We start from the raw sequence: 20,598 nt of genomic DNA on the forward strand, positions 1-20,598 counted from the left end.
TGTATATGCAAGTGTTATTATATAAAGTTATTGCCGAAAAAATAATTGCTATAAAAAAAATAAGATAAAGATGGCTATTGTAGATTACCATCTTCGTCAGTCATGTTTCCGGATTCGTATATGTTTCTAATGTATTCTGCTGAATATCCATCATTTTGGCCACCACGAATGATACCATTGTCATCATAATAGAAATTGTATTGGCTGTCGTAGTGTAATTGGGAACCTGAGGAAGAGTTTCCGTTATATAATGAAGTGCCCGCACTGGAATTGGTTGGGGTGGTTACATTTGATGTTTCGTCAACACTTGCTTCAACATATCCTTCTTCAATGGTTATTGTTATTTTTCCGGTACATGCATTGTATTTTGCAGTTCCATTATATGATACATATACGTCATAGCTGCCAGGTGCCTCATTATTTAAAACCAAAGCTCCTTTACCCTCTGAATCAGTTATTATTGAATAAGTTTGGTTTTCACCATTTTCATTAAATGTGATTACAACGGTTTGGTTTGAAAGTGGCCTATCCTCTTCATCTTTAAGTACAAATTGTACGGATTCTCCATTTTTTAAGGTATCTTCACTTAAAAAATCGATTGCTGTGTTTATTTTACCCTCATGGACTTGTGGTTGCATTAAAAAGAATGCTCCTACAATTGCAAGGAGGATAACAATTACCGCGATTATTAATATATTTTTGTTCATTGCTTTTCACCTATTTTGTATTTTAGAGTTTAACTATAATAAATATATATATTTTTAAAAAATATATCTAATAGTAAGGAGATTTAATCATGAAAGTTTTAGTTGTTGGAACCGGTGCTCGTGAACATGCAATTGCAGATGCACTTAAAGATGATGTAGAATTATATTGTTATATGAGTAAAATCAACCCCGGAATGTCCAAAATTGCCGAATTCAAGCAAGGAGATGAAGGGGAAGTTGAAAATGTGGCGAAATACGCTGTTGAAAATGATATTGATATTGCATTTATTGGTCCTGAAGCTCCACTTGGAAAAGGGATTGTCGATGAGCTTCAGAAAAATGGAATAAAATGTGTTGGGCCAACTCAAAGTGCAGCCAGAATTGAAACCGATAAATCATTTATGAGAAAACTCTTTGAAGACTACGAGATTGAAGGCTCTTTAGTATACAAGGTATTTGATAACTCTGAAGACGTATCCGCATTTTTAGACGAATTCGACAAGGATGTAGTGGTAAAACCTGTTGGTTTGACTGGTGGTAAAGGAGTTAAAATTGTTGGAGACCACTTAAAGGATAATGAAGAAGCAAAAGAATACTCCTGTGAAGTAATCGACAATGAAATGGGCGGATTCGCTCAAGTAATCATCGAAGAAAGATTGATTGGTGAGGAATTTACTATTCAGGCATTTTGCGACGGTGAACACTTGGCTCCAATGCCTGCAGCACAGGACCATCCTCATGCATTTGAAGGTGATGTAGGTGCAATTACCGGAGGAATGGGATCATACTCTGATGTTGGAGGGCTATTACCGTTTTTAACACAAAAAGATTATGACAAGGCTGTTGAAATCATGCAAGCTACCTTAAAGGCCATTGCTGAAGAAGCAGAACCTTACAAAGGCATTCTATATGGCCAATTCATGTTGACTGCTGATGGGCCAAGGCTCATAGAATACAATGCAAGATTTGGAGATCCGGAAGCAATGAATGTATTGCCTTTGTTAAAAACTCCATTAGTTGATATTTGTCAAGCTATTGTGGACGGCAATCTGGATTCAGCCGAATTCGAAAACAAAGCCAGTGTATGTAAATACATTGTCCCTGATGGATATCCTGAAACCGAACATGCTGGAGAATTGATTGAAATTGATGAGGAAGCCATTGAAGATTTGGGCGCTAAGGTATTTTATGCGGCCGTAAGTCAAGAGGAAGATGGAATTCACTTGTCAGGTTCAAGAGCATTGGGCATTGTAGCCAGTGGCGAAACTATTGAAGAAGCTGAAAAAATTGCTGAAAAAGCATGTGAGTTTGTAAAAGGTAATGTTTACCACAGAAGGGATGTCGGCACAACAGAACTTGTAAACAAGCGTATTGAACATATGAAAGAAATTTTAAATTAAATTTCTTATTTTTTTTGGTATTATGACTGAGTATAATCCTGAAGAATTGGACGAATTGAAATCTGAATTACACGACAACATTGAAATTTTAAAAGAAAATGTTAGTTCAGAGGAAGATTTAGAAAAATTGAATGCATTAATTGAGTATTTATCTGCTAAAGATGCTGAAAACGAGGATGATTCTAGAAAAGCAGATGAAATAGGCCTAATCAATAAGGGATTAAAATTATTCCAACAATTCAAAAGGGGATTTGAAAGAGAGATGGACATCGATCCGGGTCGTCTGCTAGCCTTGACCGACGGAATTTTTTCCATAGTAATGACTCTTTTGGTATTTGGTATTTCAGCACCGGATATAGCAATAGACTCTTATTCCCATTTCATATCTTTCCTGTTAACATTGGCTCCAACCGTTGGAGTGACAATCGTCAGTTTTATATTGATCAGTTCTTTTTGGATTTATCACCACGAATTTATAAAAGTCAACAACCTGAATTTCGTATATCTATGGTTAAATATCTTCTTTTTAATCACCATATCCTTTATTCCGTTTACAACTTCGTTGATAGGAAAATTCTCTCATTTCTTCTTGTCCGAAGTTTTGTTCGGTATTAATATCCTATTAGTAATCATTGCATTCTTGCTGATGTATGTTTATGCATATAAAAAGGATTTCCTTGAAAATAAACCATCCAAAAAGGAAAAAAGGCATGTTTTAAATACATTCCTGATAATAATGGGTTTAACAGTTATTGTAAATCTCCTGGACTTTAATGTTTCAGGCAACTTCATATTCCTGTTCCTATTGATTCCTATAATATCTTCAATAAGTGATAGCATATTCAAATGGAAGCATAGAAAAATTTAATATGTATATTTTACAAATATTCTTTTTTATTAGTATTATTAAAGGGGAATTTTAGATGGATAGCTTATTATCTGTTAGTGATATTAAAGAGGATGTTAACTACATTCTGGATTTGGCCAGTAAAATTAAAGCGGGTGAAATTGAAGAGAAGCCTCTCGAAGGCAAAACATTAGCAATGATTTTTGAAAAATCATCAACAAGAACAAGACTTTCTTTTGATGTTGGAATGTATCAGTTAGGCGGAAGGGCAATATTCTTGTCTTCTAATGATTTGCAGATGGGCAGAGGTGAACCTATTTCAGATACTGCAAAGGTTTTAAGCCGTTTTGTTGATGGAATAATGATTCGTGCTAAAAAACATTCAGACGTTGAAGAACTAGCCAAATATTCTGATGTTCCCGTCATTAGCGGATTGACCGATTTGGAGCATCCTTGCCAATCATTAGCTGATATGTTAACCATCAAAGAACATTTAGGCGATTGGAAAGGTAAAAAAATCTGCTTCGTCGGTGATGGAAATAACGTATGCAATTCCCTTTTATTGATTGCTCCACTTTTAGGAATGGACATGTCCGTGGCCTGCCCTAAAGGCTATGAGCCTGCTGAAGATATTTTAAAAACCGCTTATGAATATGCTGAAGAGAACAATACTCAAATCACCGTAACCGATGATATTGGCGTTGCCCTTGAAAATGTCGATGTTGTATATACCGACGTTTGGGTAAGTATGGGTGATGAAGCTGAAGCGGCCCAGAGGGAAATTGATTTTGCACCGTTCCAAGTGAACTCAGACTTGATGAGTTTAGCTAATGATGAAGCTATTTTCATGCACTGTTTGCCTGCAATCAGAGGCCAGGAAGTAACCGCGGAAGTAATTGATGGTCCGCAATCCGTTATTTATGATGAAGCTGAAAACAGAATGCATGCCCAAAAGGCTGTTTTGTACTATTACATGAAATAGCTTTAGATTCCACTCATTAACGCAGACATAATGAATATCACGATTAAAGCCAGACAGCAGCATCCTATCCAGCCGTCGTCAGTCGAACTGCTTGCTGTAGAGCTGCTTTCACTATTATCGTTTTGATTATTTGTAGTTGTTTCAATTATTTTTGGCTTTTTAATTTCTTCCTTTAGTTTTTTACCGCAGTTTCTACAAAATTGTGCTTCTTCCGGGTTTTCCTCACCGCAATACCTACAATACATTAAAAATCCACCTTATAACTATTTTTAAAAAGATTATTAGACCAATTCCGCCAATAAATCCTGTAATGAATCTTAAGTTGTTCGTACTTTCTCTTGGGCCAAAATATTGTGTTAAGCCATCGATAGCCACAGGAATCATCAAAATCATAGACATTAACAACATATTCAGGTCATAGCCATGTGAATAGAAGCGGGTAATAATTAAATATACGATCAAGGCGGTGTAAAATCCGGTGCACCTGGCGCAGACTGGAAACTGATGGCCTCTGATAAAGAAACTTCGCTCAGGTTTTCTGTGGCAGATATATTTTGTTAATTCCATATTATCAACACAACATAAGTACATTAATATTTTTTCAATAATTATATATATTTTTGCATACATATGTAATTGCATAATAAATATAAAGGTTTTAAAAATGAGAGGCGGAGAAGCGATAATTGAATCCCTCAAAAATATGGGGGTAAAAACAATATTTGGTTATCCTGGCGGACAAACCATACCATTCTATGACATGTTATATGATTCAGACATGGATCATATATTGGTTAGACACGAACAGTGCGCGGCTCATGCAGCTGACGGATATGCAAGGGCATCTGGTCGTGTGGGTGTGTGTTTGGCAACTTCAGGTCCAGGTGCGACTAATCTTGTAACAGGTATTGCCACTGCATACATGGATTCTTCTCCTATTATAGCTATTACTGGACAAGTTCCAACTCATTTAATCGGTAATGATGCATTCCAGGAAGCGGATATTATTGGAATAACCATGCCTATTGTCAAACATAGCTACCAACCAAAAAATCCGGATTTAATACCCTCAATGATTAAATCCAGTTTTGAAATTGCTTCAAGTGGAAGACCAGGTCCAATTATTATAGATGTTCCTAAAGAAGTTCAGGAAGGGGAACTCACAAAATTCGATGATTCTCTAATCGAAACACCTGGCTACAACCCAACCACTAAAGGTAATATCAGACAAATCAAAAAGGCTCGCGACTTAATAAAGCAAGCCAAAAGGCCTATTATATTGGCTGGTGCAGGTGTCATCATATCTAATGCATGCTGTGAGCTAAAAAAACTTGCACACACAATTAAAGCTCCTGTCATGACTTCACTTTTAGGTAAGGGGGCTATTGATGAAACTGACGAATTGGCATTGGGAATGCTTGGTATGCATGGAAGAAAAGTTTCAAACGATTCAGTTAATGAAGCTGACTTATTGATAGCTATTGGTGTAAGGTTTTCAGACAGAACTACCGGAAGATTAGACAGCTTTGTACCGGATACAAAGGTTATTCATATTGATATTGACCCTGCTGAAATTGGCAAGAATGTCCATGTTGACTTGCCGATTGTAGGGGATGCAAGAAATGTTTTGGAATCATTAAATAAAACTCTGGAAGGTCATGAAACTTCAAATGATGTTAACAACTGGGTTGAAATGATTAAACAAAGAAAACAGGATTTACTTCCTAGAGTAACTTATGATGATGTACCGCTCAAACCACAAACTGTTATAAAGGAGATTTCAGAGGTTTTGACTCCCGAATCTATTCTAACAACAGATGTTGGTCAAAATCAGATGTGGGCTGCACATTTCTATGATACCCAAAAGCCACGCAAATTCATCTCATCTGGCGGTCTTGGAACCATGGGATTCGGGTTCCCGTCAGCTATAGGTGCTAAAGTGGCTTGTCCTGACGACCCTGTCGTATCAGTAAACGGTGACGGCGGATTTTTAATGGTATGCCAGGAATTAGCCACTGTTAGGGAGTATGATATACCTGTTGTTGCAATTGTTTTGGAAAACAGAACTTTAGGAATGGTATATCAATGGCAAAGCTTGCTATATGATAATAGACACTCTCAAACTTTGCTTGGAAATAGTCCGGACTTTGTCAAATTAGCGGAAAGTTTCGGAGTAAATGCAGTCAGAATCACAAAACCTGGCGAAACCAAAGAGGCCTTGTCTTCAGCAATTAAAGATAATGAACCAATTTTATTGAATGTAGTAATCGACTCTGAAGAAGCGCTGCCTATGCTTCCTCCTGGAGCTGGAATCAACGAAATGATTGGCGAATACAAACTTGAAAAGGATGTGATTTAGATGGATTTGGAATATCATGTTATTTCTACATTAGTTGAAGATAAACCGGGAGTCTTGCAAAAAGTAGCGGGATTGTTTAATAGAAGAGGATTCAACATTGACAGCATCACAGTTGGAAATTCAGAAGTGGAAGGCCTATCCCGTATGGTTATCTCAGTACACGCAGACAAGAAAGGTTTGGAGCAAGTCACAAAACAACTGAATAAGTTAGTTGATGTTATCAAGATTAAAGATATTACAAAAACTGCTGTGAAAAGGGAATTATGCCTTGTAAAGGTAAATGTTCCTAATGAAAAAGCAAGAGCTGAAATAATGCAATACACTAATATTTTCAGAGCAAAAATACTTGATGTTACAGAAGAAACATTGGTGATTGAGCTTACTGGAGATAAGAAAAAGATTAATGCATTTATATCTTTAGTAGAAAATTATGGAATTAAAAGAATAGCCCGTACTGGCCTTACAGCTATGGCAAGGGGAGTTTAAAATGACTATATTGGAAAACGTTTTAGAGGATAATAAGAAATTTGTTGAAAACTTTGAAGGCGGAGAAATGTCTCACCATGCACAGAAAAAATTAGCTATTTTAACTTGTATGGACTGCAGATTAATCGATTTCTTTGAACCTGCTTTAGGTCTTGAAAGAGGGGACGCTAAAATTGTTAGGAATGCAGGAAACTCCATTGTTGGAGAGGATGCAATCAGATCAATCGGTGCTGCTCTTTACAATTTAGGCTGTGAAGAGGTATTAGTTGTAGGCCACACAGAATGTGGTATGGCTGGTGCAGACGCTGAAGCTTTAAAAGAAAAAATGCTCGCTCGCGGCATTGCTGAAGAGGACATTGCCAAATATGATTTGGCTGAATGGATTGGTGGATTTGAAGACGAAGAGGAAAACGTTAAGAATGTCGTTGAAAAAATCAAGAACCACCCATTAATCCCGGACGTGCCGGTACATGGTCTTATCATTGATATCGTCACTGGTGAGTTGAAAGTTTTAGTAGATGGTTACTAATCATCTATTTTCTATTTTTTTTAAAAGTTACTTTTATTAATATTAAGATTCATACTTATTAAGTGATATTTTATTTGATATCTTTAAATTTATAAATTAATTAAAAAATCAAAGAGATGATTTTAAATGAAAATGTATTACGATGCAGATGTAAATACAGACGCTCTTGAAGGAAAAACCATTGCTGTAATTGGTTATGGTTCTCAAGGAAGAGCACAATCTAGAAACATGGCTGATAGTGGAGCTAATGTTATTGTTGGTTTAAGAGAAAATGGTAGCTCTTGGAATGTAGCAAAAGAAGATGGAATGACTGTAAAGTCCATCGAAGATGCTTCAAAAGAAGCTGACATTATTCACATTTTGCTTCCTGATGAAACCCAAGAAAAAGTTTACAACGAACAGATTGCACCATATGTAGAAGCCGGAAACACTATTTCTTTCTCTCACGGTTACAACATACACTTTGGATTAATCAAACCTGATGAAACCGTAAACATTGTAATGTTTGCACCAAAAGGACCAGGATCCATGGTAAGAAGAACCTATGAGGAAGGTTTCGGTATTCCAGGTTTAGTGGCTGTCCAACAAGATGCAACCGGCGATGCAATGCAGCTCGCATTAGGCATGGCAAAAGCATGTGGCTTGACCAAAGCGGGTGTATTGGAGACAACTTTCCAAGAAGAAACCGAAACTGACCTGTTCGGAGAACAGACTGTTTTATGTGGCGGTATCACTGAATTGATTAATGCTGGATTTACCACTTTAGTTGAAGCAGGCTATCAACCTGAAATCGCTTACTTTGAAACCTGCCACGAGGTAAAACTCATTGTAGACTTAATCTACGAAAAAGGTTTTGCCGGAATGTGGAAGGATGTAAGTAACACTGCTGAATACGGTGGTTTAACCAGAGGTAATAGAATCATTACCCAAGAAGCCAAAGACGGTATGAAAGCAGTTTTAAAAGAAATCCAAGATGGAACTTTCAAAAAACAATGGGCAGATGAAAACGCAACCGACGGCGCTAACTTAAAAGAAATGAGAGCAGCCGAAGGTCAAAAAGAAATCGAAATTGTTGGTGAAAGATTAAGAAAAGCTTGTGGATTACAAAAAGACGATTAAACGTCTTTTTATCTTTTTTTATTTTTATTTTTCGTGATAATAATGGCATTTATTGGAATGGACCATGGAACCACTGGAATCTCTTTTTGCATAATGTCTGACGACGGCGAAGTCATTGATGTTTTCAAAATAGGAAGGGAAGAAAGCAAGAAAGGTTTGGTTTCTGCAACCGAAGAGCTAACTAAACGTGTTGATTTGGGTTCCGTCAAATTGATGGCCATTACCTATGCAATGGGTGATGGAATAAACAAAATCCTGCCTACACATAAGGTTAAGGACAGAGGAATTCTGTCCATTAGTGGAGCGGGCAAGGTAACCGGTGGCGGAACATCAGTGTTTTCAGAGTTGGAAGCGTTGAACATCGATTCAATAATGATTCCGGGCCTTCACAAAAATTCCGATTCCCTTGACAGGTTATTCAGAGCCGCTTATTCCCATCAGGCCAGCCCCGAAAAGGTAAGCATCTCATATAATGCAGTAAAGGAAACGGGATGGTCTAATTTTATTGTAGCCGATATTTCATCCAACAGTGTGGATGTCCTAATTGAGGATGGAAAGATTAAAGGCGCAATCGATGCATGTTTGGGCGCTATGGGCATTGTCCATGGACCGCTTGATTTGGAAATGATAAGAAATATTGATGAAAACAATGTCTCAGCTAATGAATGTTTCTCACATGCGGGAGCTATTAAGATTGCAGGAATCGACGGCAAAGTTGCCAATATGAAGGACCAGCTTCTTCAAAATTATATAAATGGCGATGAAAAAGCGAAGTTGGCAATCGACACATTAGTCATGACCGTTGCAATGGAAATTGCGGGTCTGGATATCGTATGTGAAAATGAAATTGAAGGAATTGTGCTTACGGGCTCTGTTGGAAGTGCAACCGAACCATTCAATTTTGAAGATGAAATCAACAGGTATTTCAAAAATAAATATCCTTTAAAGGTTATTTCTAAAGAATCTGGAGCTATCGGTGCTGCTCAAATAGCGATGGATGTTTATAATGGCGAAAAAGAAATATTAGGTATTGAAGTTAATATCTAATCTTCTTTTAAACTAATGAATATGATATTTCCGCCTTTAACGGTTTCTAAACCGTTTTCATTTTCCAAAACAAGATTTAAATAATTATCAATAGCAACTACTTTTCCTTCGCTTTGGTAGTCGCCTCTCAAATCAACGGTTACATATTTATTTTTAAATTGTCTAAAAAGCTTGTTTACATTTTCCTTATCTTGACTCATTTTTTTCAAATCCTTGATTATAATTCTATTTTTATTTTAGAGTTTCAACTTTATATAGTTTAATGTTCTAAATATTACTATGGCAATCAATCAATTAGAAAGTAATTTAGAAGCTATTACTCGTACAATAGCTCAGTTAAAGAAAGATGGATGTACAGATGAAAAAATATTAAACGAGCTTAGGGAAGAAAGAGAAAAAATACTTAAAGATTTAAACTTATAAGTATTTTACTTAAACCATTCCTTTAATAAGCTCATATCACTAGTCAAATCTATTTTAAGTGGTGTTACAGTAGTTTTTTGTGCTCTGCGTAATTCATAACCATCGCTTCCAGGCTCATTTTCTTCATAAGGTTCACCATCAATCCAATAGTATGGCTTTCCACGAGGGTCTAAGCGTTTTTGAACTACGGGAGAATACATCCTATTTCCTAATTTTACAACTTCAAATTCTTCATTTATCGGATTTGCAGGGATATTCACATTCAATAAGTCAATTCCTTCAGGCAATCCTTTTTTCAGCACGATTTTTGTTAGCTTATTCAGCATTTTTCCTGCAAAATCAAAGTCAATTTCGATAGACCCGTTTTCAAATTTAATGTCGTCTCTGGTCACTTCCTGGGAAATTGCAATTGTAGGTATCTCAAAACTTGCGGCTTCAATTGCTGCTCCCAATGTTCCTGATGTTGTCAGCTCGGCTTGCCCAATATTGAAGCCGGTATTTATTCCGGAAATCATTATGTCCGGCTTTTCATCCATTATTTCAAATAATGCAATTGTTACCGCATCAGTCGGAGTTCCGCTTACACCATATCCGATGCTTCCGTCTTTTAGAACATGTTCATTTACTCTTAAAGGTTCATATAAAGTTAATGCATGTCCTATTCCGCTTTGTTGAGTTTCAGGTGCTATAATATAAGTGTCACATAAGTCTTCAACGGCTTTTTTTGAAGCCAGTATTCCTGAAGCGGTTATTCCATCATCATTACTTATTAATGCTTTCATAATATTATTAAGTTTTAATCTTGTTAAAATATTTTAGTATTATGACAAACTTTAATAATAATTTAGTTTATAAAATATAATAGAAATTTTTAAGTAAAAACACATGTGGGTGGAAACGTGGAAAAGCCACAATTAATTAATTTTATAGCTAAAGTGATGGAAGACTCCGGTTTTAAGGTTTACAAGAATTTTAAAACTTCACAAAAGGTTATAGATATTTATGCTATATTGCCTACAACAATAGGGGATTTTGGTGTTGTTGTAGCATGTAAAAACTACGATAAAGATTTTAAGATTGGAGTAGATGTATTAAAGGAAATGGAAGAGGTTCAGCAAAGTCTGAAGGCTTCTAAAACAACAATTGTTTCTTCTTCCTATTTTTCAGAACAGGCAAAGAATTATGCTCTTAGAAAGAACATTAAATTGGTGGATAGGGATGATCTACTCGAGCTTGCTAAGAAGTATCAGGACAGAACTTCTCAAACTACTTTGGACAATACCCCTTATGATGGAGGGGCATCTGCCTATATTGAAGAGGAATACCCTGAATATACTTACGATGCTTCTGATATGGATTATCTGATGCGCAGAAGGGAACAGAATCCTGTCGTTTATCAGAATACATTATATAGGCAAGTCGAGGAAGACCGCAGAGGATTTAATTTGTCTTCACTCTTGAACAGAGGCAAATCCAGAAACAGCGGAAGCTTATCCAGTTCCGTCACTACATTATACAACTATGAATCCAGAAGCAACAGATTTGGAAGAAACTCATTATTCTATCAGCTTGTCCAAAATCCACTTGTCTTAATTGTTTTGGTTGTAGTCGTTGCTTATATAATATCCTTCATTGCAGGCAATTTATTGAGAATGGATGCAGGAATCAGCGGATTGATTGAGCTTATTGTCGCATTGCTGCTTTCATATGGATTGTCCTTGTACACTGATAGAAACAGAGACTTCGTTGTTAAAGGAACATTCGTGTTCTTCATTTCATTGATTATATTGATTATATTAATCTTTGTTTAGACTAATGTAGTCGAAATTAATTATTATCAAAATTAGGCCGAGAAGGTATAGGAACCAAATCATTATGTCGGTAGGTCCGGTTTCTATCCAGATTATTGTGTGTGTTAAAATTATGGAGTAAATCCCCACTCCAATGTCTTTTTTTAATTTATAGATTAACTCTAAAAACAGTCCCATAAAGAGCATTTGGATTGTAAGGCCTATCAATCCGAAATCAAGATAAACGGGTCCGAACAGTGTTGAAGTCAAGCAAACGGTATAATGAAGGACATACTCGCCAATAAATGTCCTTGGGCTTCCTGATGAAAAGATCATGCTTAGGATATGTCCATGAGTGCTTGCTCCAAGCGGGATGATTTTTTCAAAAACTTCTAATGTGAATGCAGCTCTGTAGAATATCAGTTCCAGAGGGTTCAGTGTCCAGTTTTGATTTGCAATGGATTGTGATGCTATATATCCAACAGCCATTATTCCAACGGCGATTACTAAAACAAATATTATTCCCATTTTTCGAGAGATTTTATCAAGATAGTAAAGCGTAATAAATGAGCTTCCTAATATTCCCAATACTGAGGTTCTATAGCCGTTAAGGCCAAATATTAATGCTCCAAGTGCAACCAGCAACAAATATTTTCTATCATAGTATTTTGCAAGCAGAATGTTTATCATTATTAAAAATAGGGGATATGCAATTCTCCAGATGTTTGTTGTTGCATTTGACTTCAGGACACTATTGAAAAGGGGAATGCCTCCAATCAAAACCAGATTCAGGCCTTGCAGCATCAATGCCATCAAGACCAGAACCACCAATATCCTTTCGGATAAAAAGCCGATTTCCTTAACATCGCTAATGTTCACTTTATATTTCACTGCTAAAACGCCGATTGCAAAGATTAGGCAGGAAAATAGGATTGTCAAAATCACTTCCGGCTTTAAGGGGTCTTCAAATCTGTAGTTGAATGATCCGATATAGCCCATAATTAAAAATGCCAGTATTGCAACCACGACAATCATCGGGTTAAAAAAATCGATTTTTTTAAGATTCATTCTATCCTCCAAGCTCATGGCTGGAAATTGCAAGGTTTCCACCGAAATTAGGCATTGCAGCTACATGGGTGTGGACATAGCTTGCAAGGGTATTCCTTTCCATGAATCCATCCTGATTATTGTAGGATCCCTTTCCTCTCAAAATATTGAATGCCAGGTCATGTCTGATGTTGCTTTTATCTACAATGACTTTTGAGTAGTGGAATTCATGTCCGTGGAATGTTTCGCCCTTTTTGGAGATGATGTTGTCCTTTGTAACTTCAGCTATTGTATATTTCAGCGCCTGCACTCTATCCGTTAAAATTGATTTGTAGGGATACGCATTGACCATCTGGTCTTCATGGATGGAATTCATAAGATACATCAGTCCTCCGCATTCGGCAAAGATAGGTCGGTTTTCCAAATGGAATGTTTTGATTTGTGAAAGCATATTCTCGTTTGCACTCAGTTCCTTTGAAAACAGTTCAGGATATCCTCCGCCGATGTACAATCCGTCCACGTCAGGCAATTCCTCATCATTCAATGGCGAGAAATATTTGACTTTGGCATTGTTGGCTTCCAGTGATTCGATGTTTTCCATATAATAGAAATTGAAGACCTCATCGTATGCCACGCCGATTTTGACGGGCTGCTTGTTAATCCTATTCCATATCGGCACGATATCGGAAGTAATCTTTGGAGCGGTCTTTGCAATTTCAACCAATCTGTCCAGATCAATTGATTCCTTAATTGTTTGTGACCAAATATCTATAAATTTAAGAGAATTTTCTCTCTCACGAGCAGGAACAAGCCCCAAATGCCTTTGTTCAATTGAAATATTGTCGTCACGGACAATGCCTCCGATGACTTCGGTTTTTGTTATCTCTTCAATTGAGCGTTTGGTTTTCTCGTAGTGTGCTTGGTTTTTGACCTTATTTAAGATAACTCCTGCAATGTTGATTTCTGGGTCCAATGCCTTGAAACCCAAAACCAGCGCCGCAGCACTTTTAACTAGGCTTCTAGAATTTATGATTAGGATTACCGGGGCCTTTAGGGATTTTGCAATTGAGGCCGTACTTCCGATGTCATTGACAGAATCAATTCCCTCATAAAGTCCGCGCACTCCTTCAATGACTGCAATGTCCTTTCCGTCCATCGCTTTCAGATAGGAATCCCTGACCTGACCTGCCTTCATGAAAAAGGAATCCAGGTTTCTTGAAACATTGCCGGTTGCCAATGTGTGATAGGATGGGTCAATATAATCCGGTCCAACCTTAAATGGTTGGACATTAAACTTTTCGCTTAAGGCTTTCATTATTCCGGTAGCTATTGTTGTTTTTCCAACTGCACTTCCGGTTCCTGCTAAAATAATTCTCATGATAATATATTATTTATATGTAAATATATGTTTAATGCAAGCGGTAATCTTATTATTGAAATGTTTTATTTTTTTTAAAGAATTAGATATGTTTAATTTAAGTGACAATCTTAAATTATTGAAATGTTTTATTTTTTTTTAAAAATTTGTGTAAAATAGTATCTTCCAATATTTGATTTTAGAAATTGAAAAATTTCCATTAATTTTTAATTTTATTAAATTTTGTTTAATATAATTTCATATTTTTAACGATAATAAAGTTATATTTAAAGTTTATTATGAAGATTTTTTAGGATGGTTTATATATTATGCATAATTTATATACAATTGATTAATCTAAATTTTGGACATGTTTGTTTAGATTAAATCAAGTTTAAAAACGAGGTTAGACATGAAGAAACTGAGTATTTCATTATTGCTTGTTGCGATAATGATTATATCAATGTCCGTTGTAAGCGCAGCGGATACAAATGCATCTGATGATGTTGCAATGCCTCAAGATGACTTTGATACTTTAGAGATTGATTCAGCTGATGATGATGTTTCTCAAGTAGCTGAGGATGTTGAAGTGTTGTCAGCAGATGCAAGCAAAAATTTCACTCAACTTCAAACGGAGATTGACACAGGAGGAAGTACGCTGTTTGCAACTTCCAATTATGTGAGGGTCGCCGGGGAAAGTGATATAGTAATCAATAAGGATTTAACTGTAATAGGCAGCAATAATCCTAAATTTGACGCTAATAATCTAGGTGGAATTTTTAATGTTAATTCAGGTCATTCTTTAACATTGATTGGTGTGACCTTGATAAACGGTAATTCAGAAAATGGTGGAGCTATTTATAATGATGGTGGAACTGTCACACTTGTTGATTCTACTTTATCAAACAATACCGCTACTAAAAGCGGTGGGGCAATATACAACAATGGCGGTTCCTTAGTTGTAACTGGTTCTACTTTTGATGGTAATGACTTAACTGACCGTACCGTAAATGGATACGGAGGAGCCGCTATTTATGATAATGGCGGTAGTGTAACAATCTCAGGTTCTACAATTACAAATAACTTAAAAGATATTGTACATCGTGGTGGAACTGGAGCTTACACAGGTGATTTATCTAGCGCTGCTGTAACAAGCAAAAATGGTGTTTTAACAGTAAGTAATTCATACTTTGCAAACAACAGCGGATCTTATGGTGGTGCTATTTTAAGCGATGGTAATCAAGCTACATTAAACGTTGTCGGTTCAACATTTGAAGACAACTTCGCATTCAATGGAGGTGCAATAGACTTTGTAGGAAACACCTATGCTATTTCCAACTGTACCTTTAAAGGAAATCAGGTAAGGGGTACAGGCAGCAGTCAGACTAATTATGCTCACGGTGGTGCAATCTGTGCAGATGAGGCCAATGATGATTGCGTAATTTCAGATTGTAGATTTGAAGATAACAGTGCAGTAATGGGTGGTGCAATTTCATCTACAAATACTAAAATCGTAAATTGTACTTTTGTTAATAATGAAGCTAAAGCAAGCTATTCAGAAACATTCAATGGAAGAACAAACAATCGTGGAGGAATGGGAGGAGCTGTATACAGTGACTCAACCATGACTATAACAGGTTCCACTTTTGTAAATAACACTTCACGTGCTGATGCTGTATATGTAAGGGAAGCTGAAATTACAGATTCCTCATTTACTAATACAATAATATATGATAATAGGGGACCATTGACAGTTTCCAATAATACTTATGATAATGCCGGTGCAGACATTTCCGGTGGTAATACTCCTTCAGTCTACTTTGATTGTATTGGAGACTTCCCGAATGTAAAAAGCGCTAATCTTTATTGTAATCCAACTAGCTTCACTGGTTTACAAGCTTTAATTGACAGCGGATCTACCGCTACTATTTATCTAACTGATGATGTAACCAAATTAGAAAGCGAATATGATACATTTGCAGATGGTGTGCTTATTGACAGGTCTATTAGTATTAATGCACAAGGTAATACAATCACCTCAAACGACGGAAAAGTATTCACTGTAAATGAAGGCACTACTTTGTCTTTGAGTGATGCTAATGTTGTTGGTGATGGAACCAGTGCTATTGTAAATAACGGACAAGTCACTTTGAGTACAACATATCCTGACACTTTCAGCAATGTTGGGGATTATGCAATTGAAAACCATGGTACAGTTCAACAAACTTCCTTAACTACTTTCACTCAATTGGATAATCTTATTGGTTTAGTTAGTGGCGGAAATCTATATATCGGTTCATCTAAAATCACCAAAGCTGATGATGAAAAAGATGTATATGAAAATGGAATTGTAATTGATAAGGATATAGCTATAAAAGGTTATGCTAATACAAAGGGCGTAATTGGCACTTATATTAATGCAGATGACTCTGGCAGAATCTTCAATGTTGAGGACGGAGCTTCCTTAACTCTCAATACCATTAATTTAACCAAAGGTTCTGCTTCAGAAGGTGGTGCAGTATATGTAAATGAAGGCGGTGCCTTAATCGCCAATAATGTTAACTTTGCTGAAAACACAGCTACCTACAAAGGTGGTGCAATCTACTCTGAAGGCACAGTTGAATTAACAGATTCAAGCATTAAAGAAAATTACATTACTAAAAGAGATGGAGCAGGTAGTGAAAATAAAGGTGGAGCCGCTATCTTTAACAATGGCGGAACTGCAACATTGGATAATGTTCAAGTTGTTGACAACCTTAAAGACTATGTAACAGGTGATGTTCTTGATGGTGCAGTTGTAGCTATGGGTGAAACAACCATTAAAAACTCTTACTTTGCCAACAACTATGGCCGTTATGGTGGAGCTATCACCCAAACAGAAACTGATAAAACATTAACTGTTGAAAATACCGTATTTGAAGAGAATACCGCAATCTTTGGTGGTGCTATTTATGATAGTGGTGCCCCTCTTGTTGTGAAAGATTGTAAATTCTACAACAACAGCGGTATTGGTCCTGGAAGTGCAGGCACTTCAAGCAGTCAAGGTGGTGCAATATTAGTGATGGATGAAGGCGCCTCCGCTGATATTAGTGGATCTGAATTTATCAACAACACTGCAGATTTGGGTGGTGCCGTAAGTATTAGTAGCGCAACATCAGGTACTTTCACTATTGATGAATGTAATTTCACTGACAACAAAGCTAATGAACTTGGTGGGGCGATTTATGAATATACAGATGGCAGTCCTATAGCTGTTTCTAATTCAAACTTCACTAAAAATACTGCTCAAGCTGGTGGTGCTATTTTTGTAGCTGCCGGCAGTGAGTTGGATGTGGATGATTGTACTTTCACAGAAAACAATGGTTCTATTAACGGTGGAGCTATTTACACTCAAGGAAATACTTCTGTTGTTGGTTCTGCATTCAACAACAATGTTGCCCCAGGATATGCTAACGCTATTTATTCTCAAGTAGCGGGCACAGAATTAGAATGGACCGGCAACACAGTCACAGGCAGTGATGATAAAGCGCAAATCCGTGCCGCTAAAGGAGTAATCATAACTTCTCCATTGAAAGTTAAAATCTTGAATAATGATACTGTAACTATCCACATGGTTCCAACTGTTATTAATGCTACAGTAACTGATGATATGGACAATAACATTATTGCTTTAACATTCAAATTTGTTATAGACGAAACTGAAGTGCCTGGAATTAGCGTTAACCCTACAACTGGCAGATATTATACTACATTCACACCTACTAAATCAGGAACATTTGTAGTTTCTACAAATCTCCAAGATGAAAGCCAAGTTCAAACTGGTACTCTTAAGATAATTAGAACTTTAACTGATTTAGCAACTTTAATTGCAAATGCCGAATCCGGTGATACTATTACATTGGATGGTGATTACGCATATGTTGCCGAGTTTGACGCAGGTCTTGAAAACGGAATTGTAATTGATAAGGATATCACTATTGACGGTAATGCATTTACTGTTTGCGGTAATGACAGTGCTCGCTTATTCGATGTTACCAGCGGTACTTTAACTTTAAATAATTTAACCATTTGCGATGGTGCCGCTTATGACGGCGCAGGTGTTAAAGTTAATTCTGGTGCTGCTTTAACTGCAAACGATGTAATATTCAAAGACAATGTTGCCGAGAAAAATGGTGGTGCCATTTACACTGATGGTGGAGTAATCACCCTTACCGATTGTGTTTTAGATAATAATGATGTAACAGAAATAAGCACTAATGATGATAGTGGCGGTGCAGCTATTTATGCTAAGAACGCTCAAGTTACTTTAACTAACACCAATGTTACCAACAACGGTAAAAGAGAGCTTGACCGTGCTAGTGGTGATTTGGTAAATGCTGTTATCAGCTTACTTGACTCAAGCGCTACAATTACTGGAGGTTTATTCGAAAACAATACCGGTATCTATGGTGGTGCAATCATTGCAGATGGCGATGGCACTCAAACATTAACCATTACAGGAGCTACTTTCAACAACAACAAAGCATACGATGGTGGTGCTATCGATATTAGCGATATGCAAACTACTATCTCAGATTGTACTTTCAATAATAACGTAGTTGTTGGTCCGGGAAGTCCAGGTTACACTGCTATGGGTGGTGCTATTGCTGCAGACGGTACTGGTTCATTTACCTTAACCAATTCTAATTTCACCGCTAACAAAGCGACTGGTGATGGTGCTATTGCTGGTGCTGTAAGTGCAGGTCTTGGTCAAGGTACTACTGTAATCATTGACAATTGTGCATTTAAGGAAAACACTGCGGTATTAAAAGCCGGCGCAGTATTTGCCAACGGTCCTAATGTCATTATTTCTAATTCAAACTTCTCCGATGATAATGAAGCAGGAGATGGAGATGCTATTTATAATGGAGGATATCTCTCTTTAAGTAAAAATGTAATCGATGGCACTGGTATTTTCCTTAGTCAAAATAGTAAACTAACTTCTAATGTGATAATCACTATCAATGATAACCAGACTTATACTTGTGATGCATGTGAACAATTTACTATCAAAGCTAACGTCACTGATGACAACGGCAATATTATAAGAACATATAATGATAAAATAGGAATTTGGTGCGGTCCAAGTTCTGTTTCTGGTTCTGTACCTGGTAAACTCACATTTAATGAAGAATCAGGATTATATGAGGCTGCCTTTGAAACTGCAAAATCTGGTAAAATTTACATGGGCAATACTCGAAGTACTTTCCCATATGCGGATAGTTCCCTCATAACCCAATATTTTGCTTATATAAATGTCAATCCTATTGACAGGGTCTTGGAAGTAACTTATGAAAATATCACTCATCCGAATAATGTTACCGTCAGCGTAAAACTCACTCGTGAAAAAGATGGGGTACGTTTGAATGGTACTAATATTGTTCAAATTGTTATTAACGGAGTAACTAAAAAGATTACAACTAAGAATGGAGTAGGCAATACTACTTTTGAGGGAATACCTGTTGGATCTTATGTAATCAATGCCACTGTTAAAGGTAGTTCTGTATACAAACCTATTGAACAAACATATAACTTAGTGGTAACACCTAAAAAAGGAACTTACACAGATTTACAGTATCAAATAGACAACAACGACATTGGCCTTTTAGACCTATCATATGACTTCGCTTATGATGAAAGCTATGACGGTGACAAATTCCCTAATGGCGTTGTTATCGATGGCAAATATTTATACATTAGAGCTAATGGCAGCACAATCAGTGGTTCAAATTCACACAGAATATTTGATATCACCGGTGGTTCTATTCTCATGTTGGATGATGCGATATTGACTAATGGTAGCGCTGATAAAGGTGGTGCCGTTTATGTTGATGCAGATTCATTCTTCAATCCTCAAAATGTAACTTTCACAAACAACACAGCTGTTTACCGTGGTGGAGCAATCTACTCTGAAGGAACTGTGGATGTGTTCGATTCCGTATTTGATAAGAATGATATTACTTTCAGGTCTAGAAATGATGATAACGGTGGAGCTGCAATTTACAATATGAATGGTGTTTTAACTATTAAGGGTTCCAATATTACTAATAACCTCAAAAACATCACTATTCGTGATGGCAATAATGGTGATTTGTTAGTTGGTGCTGTTGTAACTTCTGGTTTTACCATGATTGAAGATTCTTACTTTGCTAACAATACTGGTTCTTGGGGTGGAGCAATTTCATCTCTCGGTTACTTGAACACAGAACCTAACAGGGTAATTATTGAAAACACCATATTTGAAGGTAACAATGCTACTTTCGGTGGTGCAATATTTGTTGAGTCTTCTGATTTGGTTGTTGATAATTGTACTTTTGAAAACAATAAAGGTGTTGGTGTAGGTAGTTCTGGTACTTCCAATACTCAAGGTGGAGCAATTATTGTTCATCCTGCTGGATCTTCCGCTACTATTACTGATTCCACTTTCATCGGCAACTCTGCTAATGTTGGTGGTGCTGTAAGTTTA

Annotated in this window: 18 protein-coding genes; 11 read left to right on the top strand and 7 right to left on the bottom strand. The window is 36.7% G+C overall.

The genetic code is table 11. The features are described from left to right. Positions 1-74 precede the first annotated feature (74 nt). On the bottom strand, positions 75-707 hold the full coding sequence (locus tag ACJMLD_RS06295) for an Ig-like domain-containing protein (protein ID WP_405269367.1): 633 nt from the start codon (positions 705-707) through the stop codon (positions 75-77). Between the two features lie 89 nt (positions 708-796). Here ACJMLD_RS06295 and purD point away from each other — a divergent pair, with 89 nt between their 5' ends. Genes purD through argF form a run of 3 tightly spaced genes read left to right on the top strand, consistent with a single transcriptional unit; the run spans position 797 to position 3,936 of the window. Next, positions 797-2,107 carry a phosphoribosylamine--glycine ligase gene (purD, locus tag ACJMLD_RS06300; RefSeq protein ID WP_405269370.1) on the top strand — a complete coding sequence of 437 codons (1,311 nt, stop codon included), beginning with the start codon at positions 797-799 and terminating at the stop codon, positions 2,105-2,107. A 22-nt stretch (positions 2,108-2,129) separates the two neighbouring features. Further along, positions 2,130-2,975 carry a TMEM175 family protein gene (locus tag ACJMLD_RS06305; RefSeq protein ID WP_405269373.1) on the top strand — a complete coding sequence of 282 codons (846 nt, stop codon included), beginning with the start codon at positions 2,130-2,132 and terminating at the stop codon, positions 2,973-2,975. A 55-nt stretch (positions 2,976-3,030) separates the two neighbouring features. After that, complete coding sequence (gene argF / locus ACJMLD_RS06310) at positions 3,031-3,936, top strand: ornithine carbamoyltransferase (RefSeq protein WP_405269376.1); 906 nt, start codon at positions 3,031-3,033, stop codon at positions 3,934-3,936. A gap of 2 nt (positions 3,937-3,938) precedes the next feature. Here argF and ACJMLD_RS06315 read toward each other — a convergent pair whose 3' ends face one another. Together ACJMLD_RS06315 and ACJMLD_RS06320 are read right to left on the bottom strand one after the other, a co-directional pair. Then, entirely contained in the window at positions 3,939-4,181 is a 243-nt protein-coding gene (locus ACJMLD_RS06315; RefSeq protein WP_405269379.1) for a zinc-ribbon domain-containing protein, read from the bottom strand. Next, complete coding sequence (locus ACJMLD_RS06320) at positions 4,171-4,527, bottom strand: DUF2085 domain-containing protein (protein ID WP_405269382.1); 357 nt, start codon at positions 4,525-4,527, stop codon at positions 4,171-4,173. Before ACJMLD_RS06320 ends, ACJMLD_RS06315 begins: the two co-directional genes overlap by 11 nt. A gap of 73 nt (positions 4,528-4,600) precedes the next feature. Here ACJMLD_RS06320 and ACJMLD_RS06325 point away from each other — a divergent pair, with 73 nt between their 5' ends. The 5 genes from ACJMLD_RS06325 (at position 4,601) to ACJMLD_RS06345 (ending at position 9,476) form a co-directional block, all read left to right on the top strand. After that, the gene (locus ACJMLD_RS06325) at positions 4,601-6,295 is read left to right on the top strand and encodes an acetolactate synthase large subunit (protein WP_405269385.1); all 1,695 of its coding nucleotides are present in this window, start codon (positions 4,601-4,603) and stop codon (positions 6,293-6,295) included. Further along, the gene (gene ilvN / locus ACJMLD_RS06330) at positions 6,296-6,781 is read left to right on the top strand and encodes an acetolactate synthase small subunit (RefSeq protein ID WP_405269388.1); all 486 of its coding nucleotides are present in this window, start codon (positions 6,296-6,298) and stop codon (positions 6,779-6,781) included. A gap of 1 nt (position 6,782) precedes the next feature. Next, positions 6,783-7,310 carry a beta-class carbonic anhydrase gene (locus tag ACJMLD_RS06335; RefSeq protein WP_405269390.1) on the top strand — a complete coding sequence of 176 codons (528 nt, stop codon included), beginning with the start codon at positions 6,783-6,785 and terminating at the stop codon, positions 7,308-7,310. 126 nt (positions 7,311-7,436) lie between these two features. Next, the gene (ilvC, locus tag ACJMLD_RS06340) at positions 7,437-8,429 is read left to right on the top strand and encodes a ketol-acid reductoisomerase (protein ID WP_405269393.1); all 993 of its coding nucleotides are present in this window, start codon (positions 7,437-7,439) and stop codon (positions 8,427-8,429) included. A gap of 42 nt (positions 8,430-8,471) precedes the next feature. After that, the gene (locus tag ACJMLD_RS06345) at positions 8,472-9,476 is read left to right on the top strand and encodes a methanogenesis marker 12 protein (protein WP_405269396.1); all 1,005 of its coding nucleotides are present in this window, start codon (positions 8,472-8,474) and stop codon (positions 9,474-9,476) included. Here ACJMLD_RS06345 and ACJMLD_RS06350 read toward each other — a convergent pair. Then, positions 9,473-9,676 carry an LSM domain-containing protein gene (locus ACJMLD_RS06350; protein ID WP_405269399.1) on the bottom strand — a complete coding sequence of 68 codons (204 nt, stop codon included), beginning with the start codon at positions 9,674-9,676 and terminating at the stop codon, positions 9,473-9,475. The two genes, ACJMLD_RS06345 and ACJMLD_RS06350, sit on opposite strands and share 4 nt — an antisense overlap. 79 nt (positions 9,677-9,755) lie before the next feature. Between ACJMLD_RS06350 and ACJMLD_RS06355 the strand changes: the two genes are divergently transcribed. Continuing rightward, a complete protein-coding gene (locus ACJMLD_RS06355; RefSeq protein WP_165814077.1) occupies positions 9,756-9,899 on the top strand; it encodes a hypothetical protein in 144 nt (47 codons plus the stop codon). 5 nt (positions 9,900-9,904) lie between these two features. On the opposite strand, the gene surE is transcribed toward ACJMLD_RS06355, so the two are convergent. Continuing rightward, positions 9,905-10,681, bottom strand: a complete 777-nt coding sequence (gene surE, locus ACJMLD_RS06360; protein ID WP_405269402.1) for a 5'/3'-nucleotidase SurE — start codon at positions 10,679-10,681, stop codon at positions 9,905-9,907. A gap of 117 nt (positions 10,682-10,798) precedes the next feature. On the opposite strand from surE, the gene ACJMLD_RS06365 reads away from it, so the two are divergent. Then, positions 10,799-11,710 (top strand): restriction endonuclease, encoded by a 912-nt coding sequence (locus tag ACJMLD_RS06365; RefSeq protein ID WP_405269405.1) that lies wholly within the window; start codon positions 10,799-10,801, stop codon positions 11,708-11,710. Here ACJMLD_RS06365 and ACJMLD_RS06370 read toward each other — a convergent pair. Beyond that, positions 11,696-12,757, bottom strand: a complete 1,062-nt coding sequence (locus ACJMLD_RS06370; protein ID WP_405269408.1) for an oligosaccharide repeat unit polymerase family protein — start codon at positions 12,755-12,757, stop codon at positions 11,696-11,698. The two genes, ACJMLD_RS06365 and ACJMLD_RS06370, sit on opposite strands and share 15 nt — an antisense overlap. Before the next feature lies 1 nt (position 12,758). Next, on the bottom strand, positions 12,759-14,114 hold the full coding sequence (gene cfbB / locus ACJMLD_RS06375; RefSeq protein ID WP_405269410.1) for a Ni-sirohydrochlorin a,c-diamide synthase: 1,356 nt from the start codon (positions 14,112-14,114) through the stop codon (positions 12,759-12,761). Between the two features lie 391 nt (positions 14,115-14,505). Between cfbB and ACJMLD_RS06380 the strand changes: the two genes are divergently transcribed. Beyond that, positions 14,506-20,598: right-handed parallel beta-helix repeat-containing protein (locus ACJMLD_RS06380; RefSeq protein WP_405269413.1), on the top strand; the 6,093-nt coding region annotated here is incomplete at its 3' end.

It is taken from the genome of Methanobrevibacter sp., from assembly GCF_045112895.1.
Lineage (GTDB): Archaea > Methanobacteriota > Methanobacteria > Methanobacteriales > Methanobacteriaceae > Methanocatella.

What these genes read in the sequence shown, in the direction of transcription:
- ACJMLD_RS06335 (WP_405269390.1), top strand. Translation starts at nt 6,783, where the DNA reads ATGACTATATTGGAAAACGTTTTAGAGGATAATAAGAAATTTGTTGAA.
- ACJMLD_RS06370 (WP_405269408.1), bottom strand. Translation starts at nt 12,757, where the DNA reads ATGAATCTTAAAAAAATCGATTTTTTTAACCCGATGATTGTCGTGGTT.
- ACJMLD_RS06345 (WP_405269396.1), top strand. Translation starts at nt 8,472, where the DNA reads ATGGCATTTATTGGAATGGACCATGGAACCACTGGAATCTCTTTTTGC.
- ACJMLD_RS06355 (WP_165814077.1), top strand. Translation starts at nt 9,756, where the DNA reads ATGGCAATCAATCAATTAGAAAGTAATTTAGAAGCTATTACTCGTACA.
- ACJMLD_RS06325 (WP_405269385.1), top strand. Translation starts at nt 4,601, where the DNA reads ATGAGAGGCGGAGAAGCGATAATTGAATCCCTCAAAAATATGGGGGTA.
- ilvN (WP_405269388.1), top strand. Translation starts at nt 6,296, where the DNA reads ATGGATTTGGAATATCATGTTATTTCTACATTAGTTGAAGATAAACCG.
- ACJMLD_RS06320 (WP_405269382.1), bottom strand. Translation starts at nt 4,527, where the DNA reads ATGTACTTATGTTGTGTTGATAATATGGAATTAACAAAATATATCTGC.
- ACJMLD_RS06295 (WP_405269367.1), bottom strand. Translation starts at nt 707, where the DNA reads ATGAACAAAAATATATTAATAATCGCGGTAATTGTTATCCTCCTTGCA.
- cfbB (WP_405269410.1), bottom strand. Translation starts at nt 14,114, where the DNA reads ATGAGAATTATTTTAGCAGGAACCGGAAGTGCAGTTGGAAAAACAACA.
- ACJMLD_RS06350 (WP_405269399.1), bottom strand. Translation starts at nt 9,676, where the DNA reads ATGAGTCAAGATAAGGAAAATGTAAACAAGCTTTTTAGACAATTTAAA.
- surE (WP_405269402.1), bottom strand. Translation starts at nt 10,681, where the DNA reads ATGAAAGCATTAATAAGTAATGATGATGGAATAACCGCTTCAGGAATA.
- ACJMLD_RS06315 (WP_405269379.1), bottom strand. Translation starts at nt 4,181, where the DNA reads ATGTATTGTAGGTATTGCGGTGAGGAAAACCCGGAAGAAGCACAATTT.
- argF (WP_405269376.1), top strand. Translation starts at nt 3,031, where the DNA reads ATGGATAGCTTATTATCTGTTAGTGATATTAAAGAGGATGTTAACTAC.
- ACJMLD_RS06305 (WP_405269373.1), top strand. Translation starts at nt 2,130, where the DNA reads ATGACTGAGTATAATCCTGAAGAATTGGACGAATTGAAATCTGAATTA.
- purD (WP_405269370.1), top strand. Translation starts at nt 797, where the DNA reads ATGAAAGTTTTAGTTGTTGGAACCGGTGCTCGTGAACATGCAATTGCA.
- ilvC (WP_405269393.1), top strand. Translation starts at nt 7,437, where the DNA reads ATGAAAATGTATTACGATGCAGATGTAAATACAGACGCTCTTGAAGGA.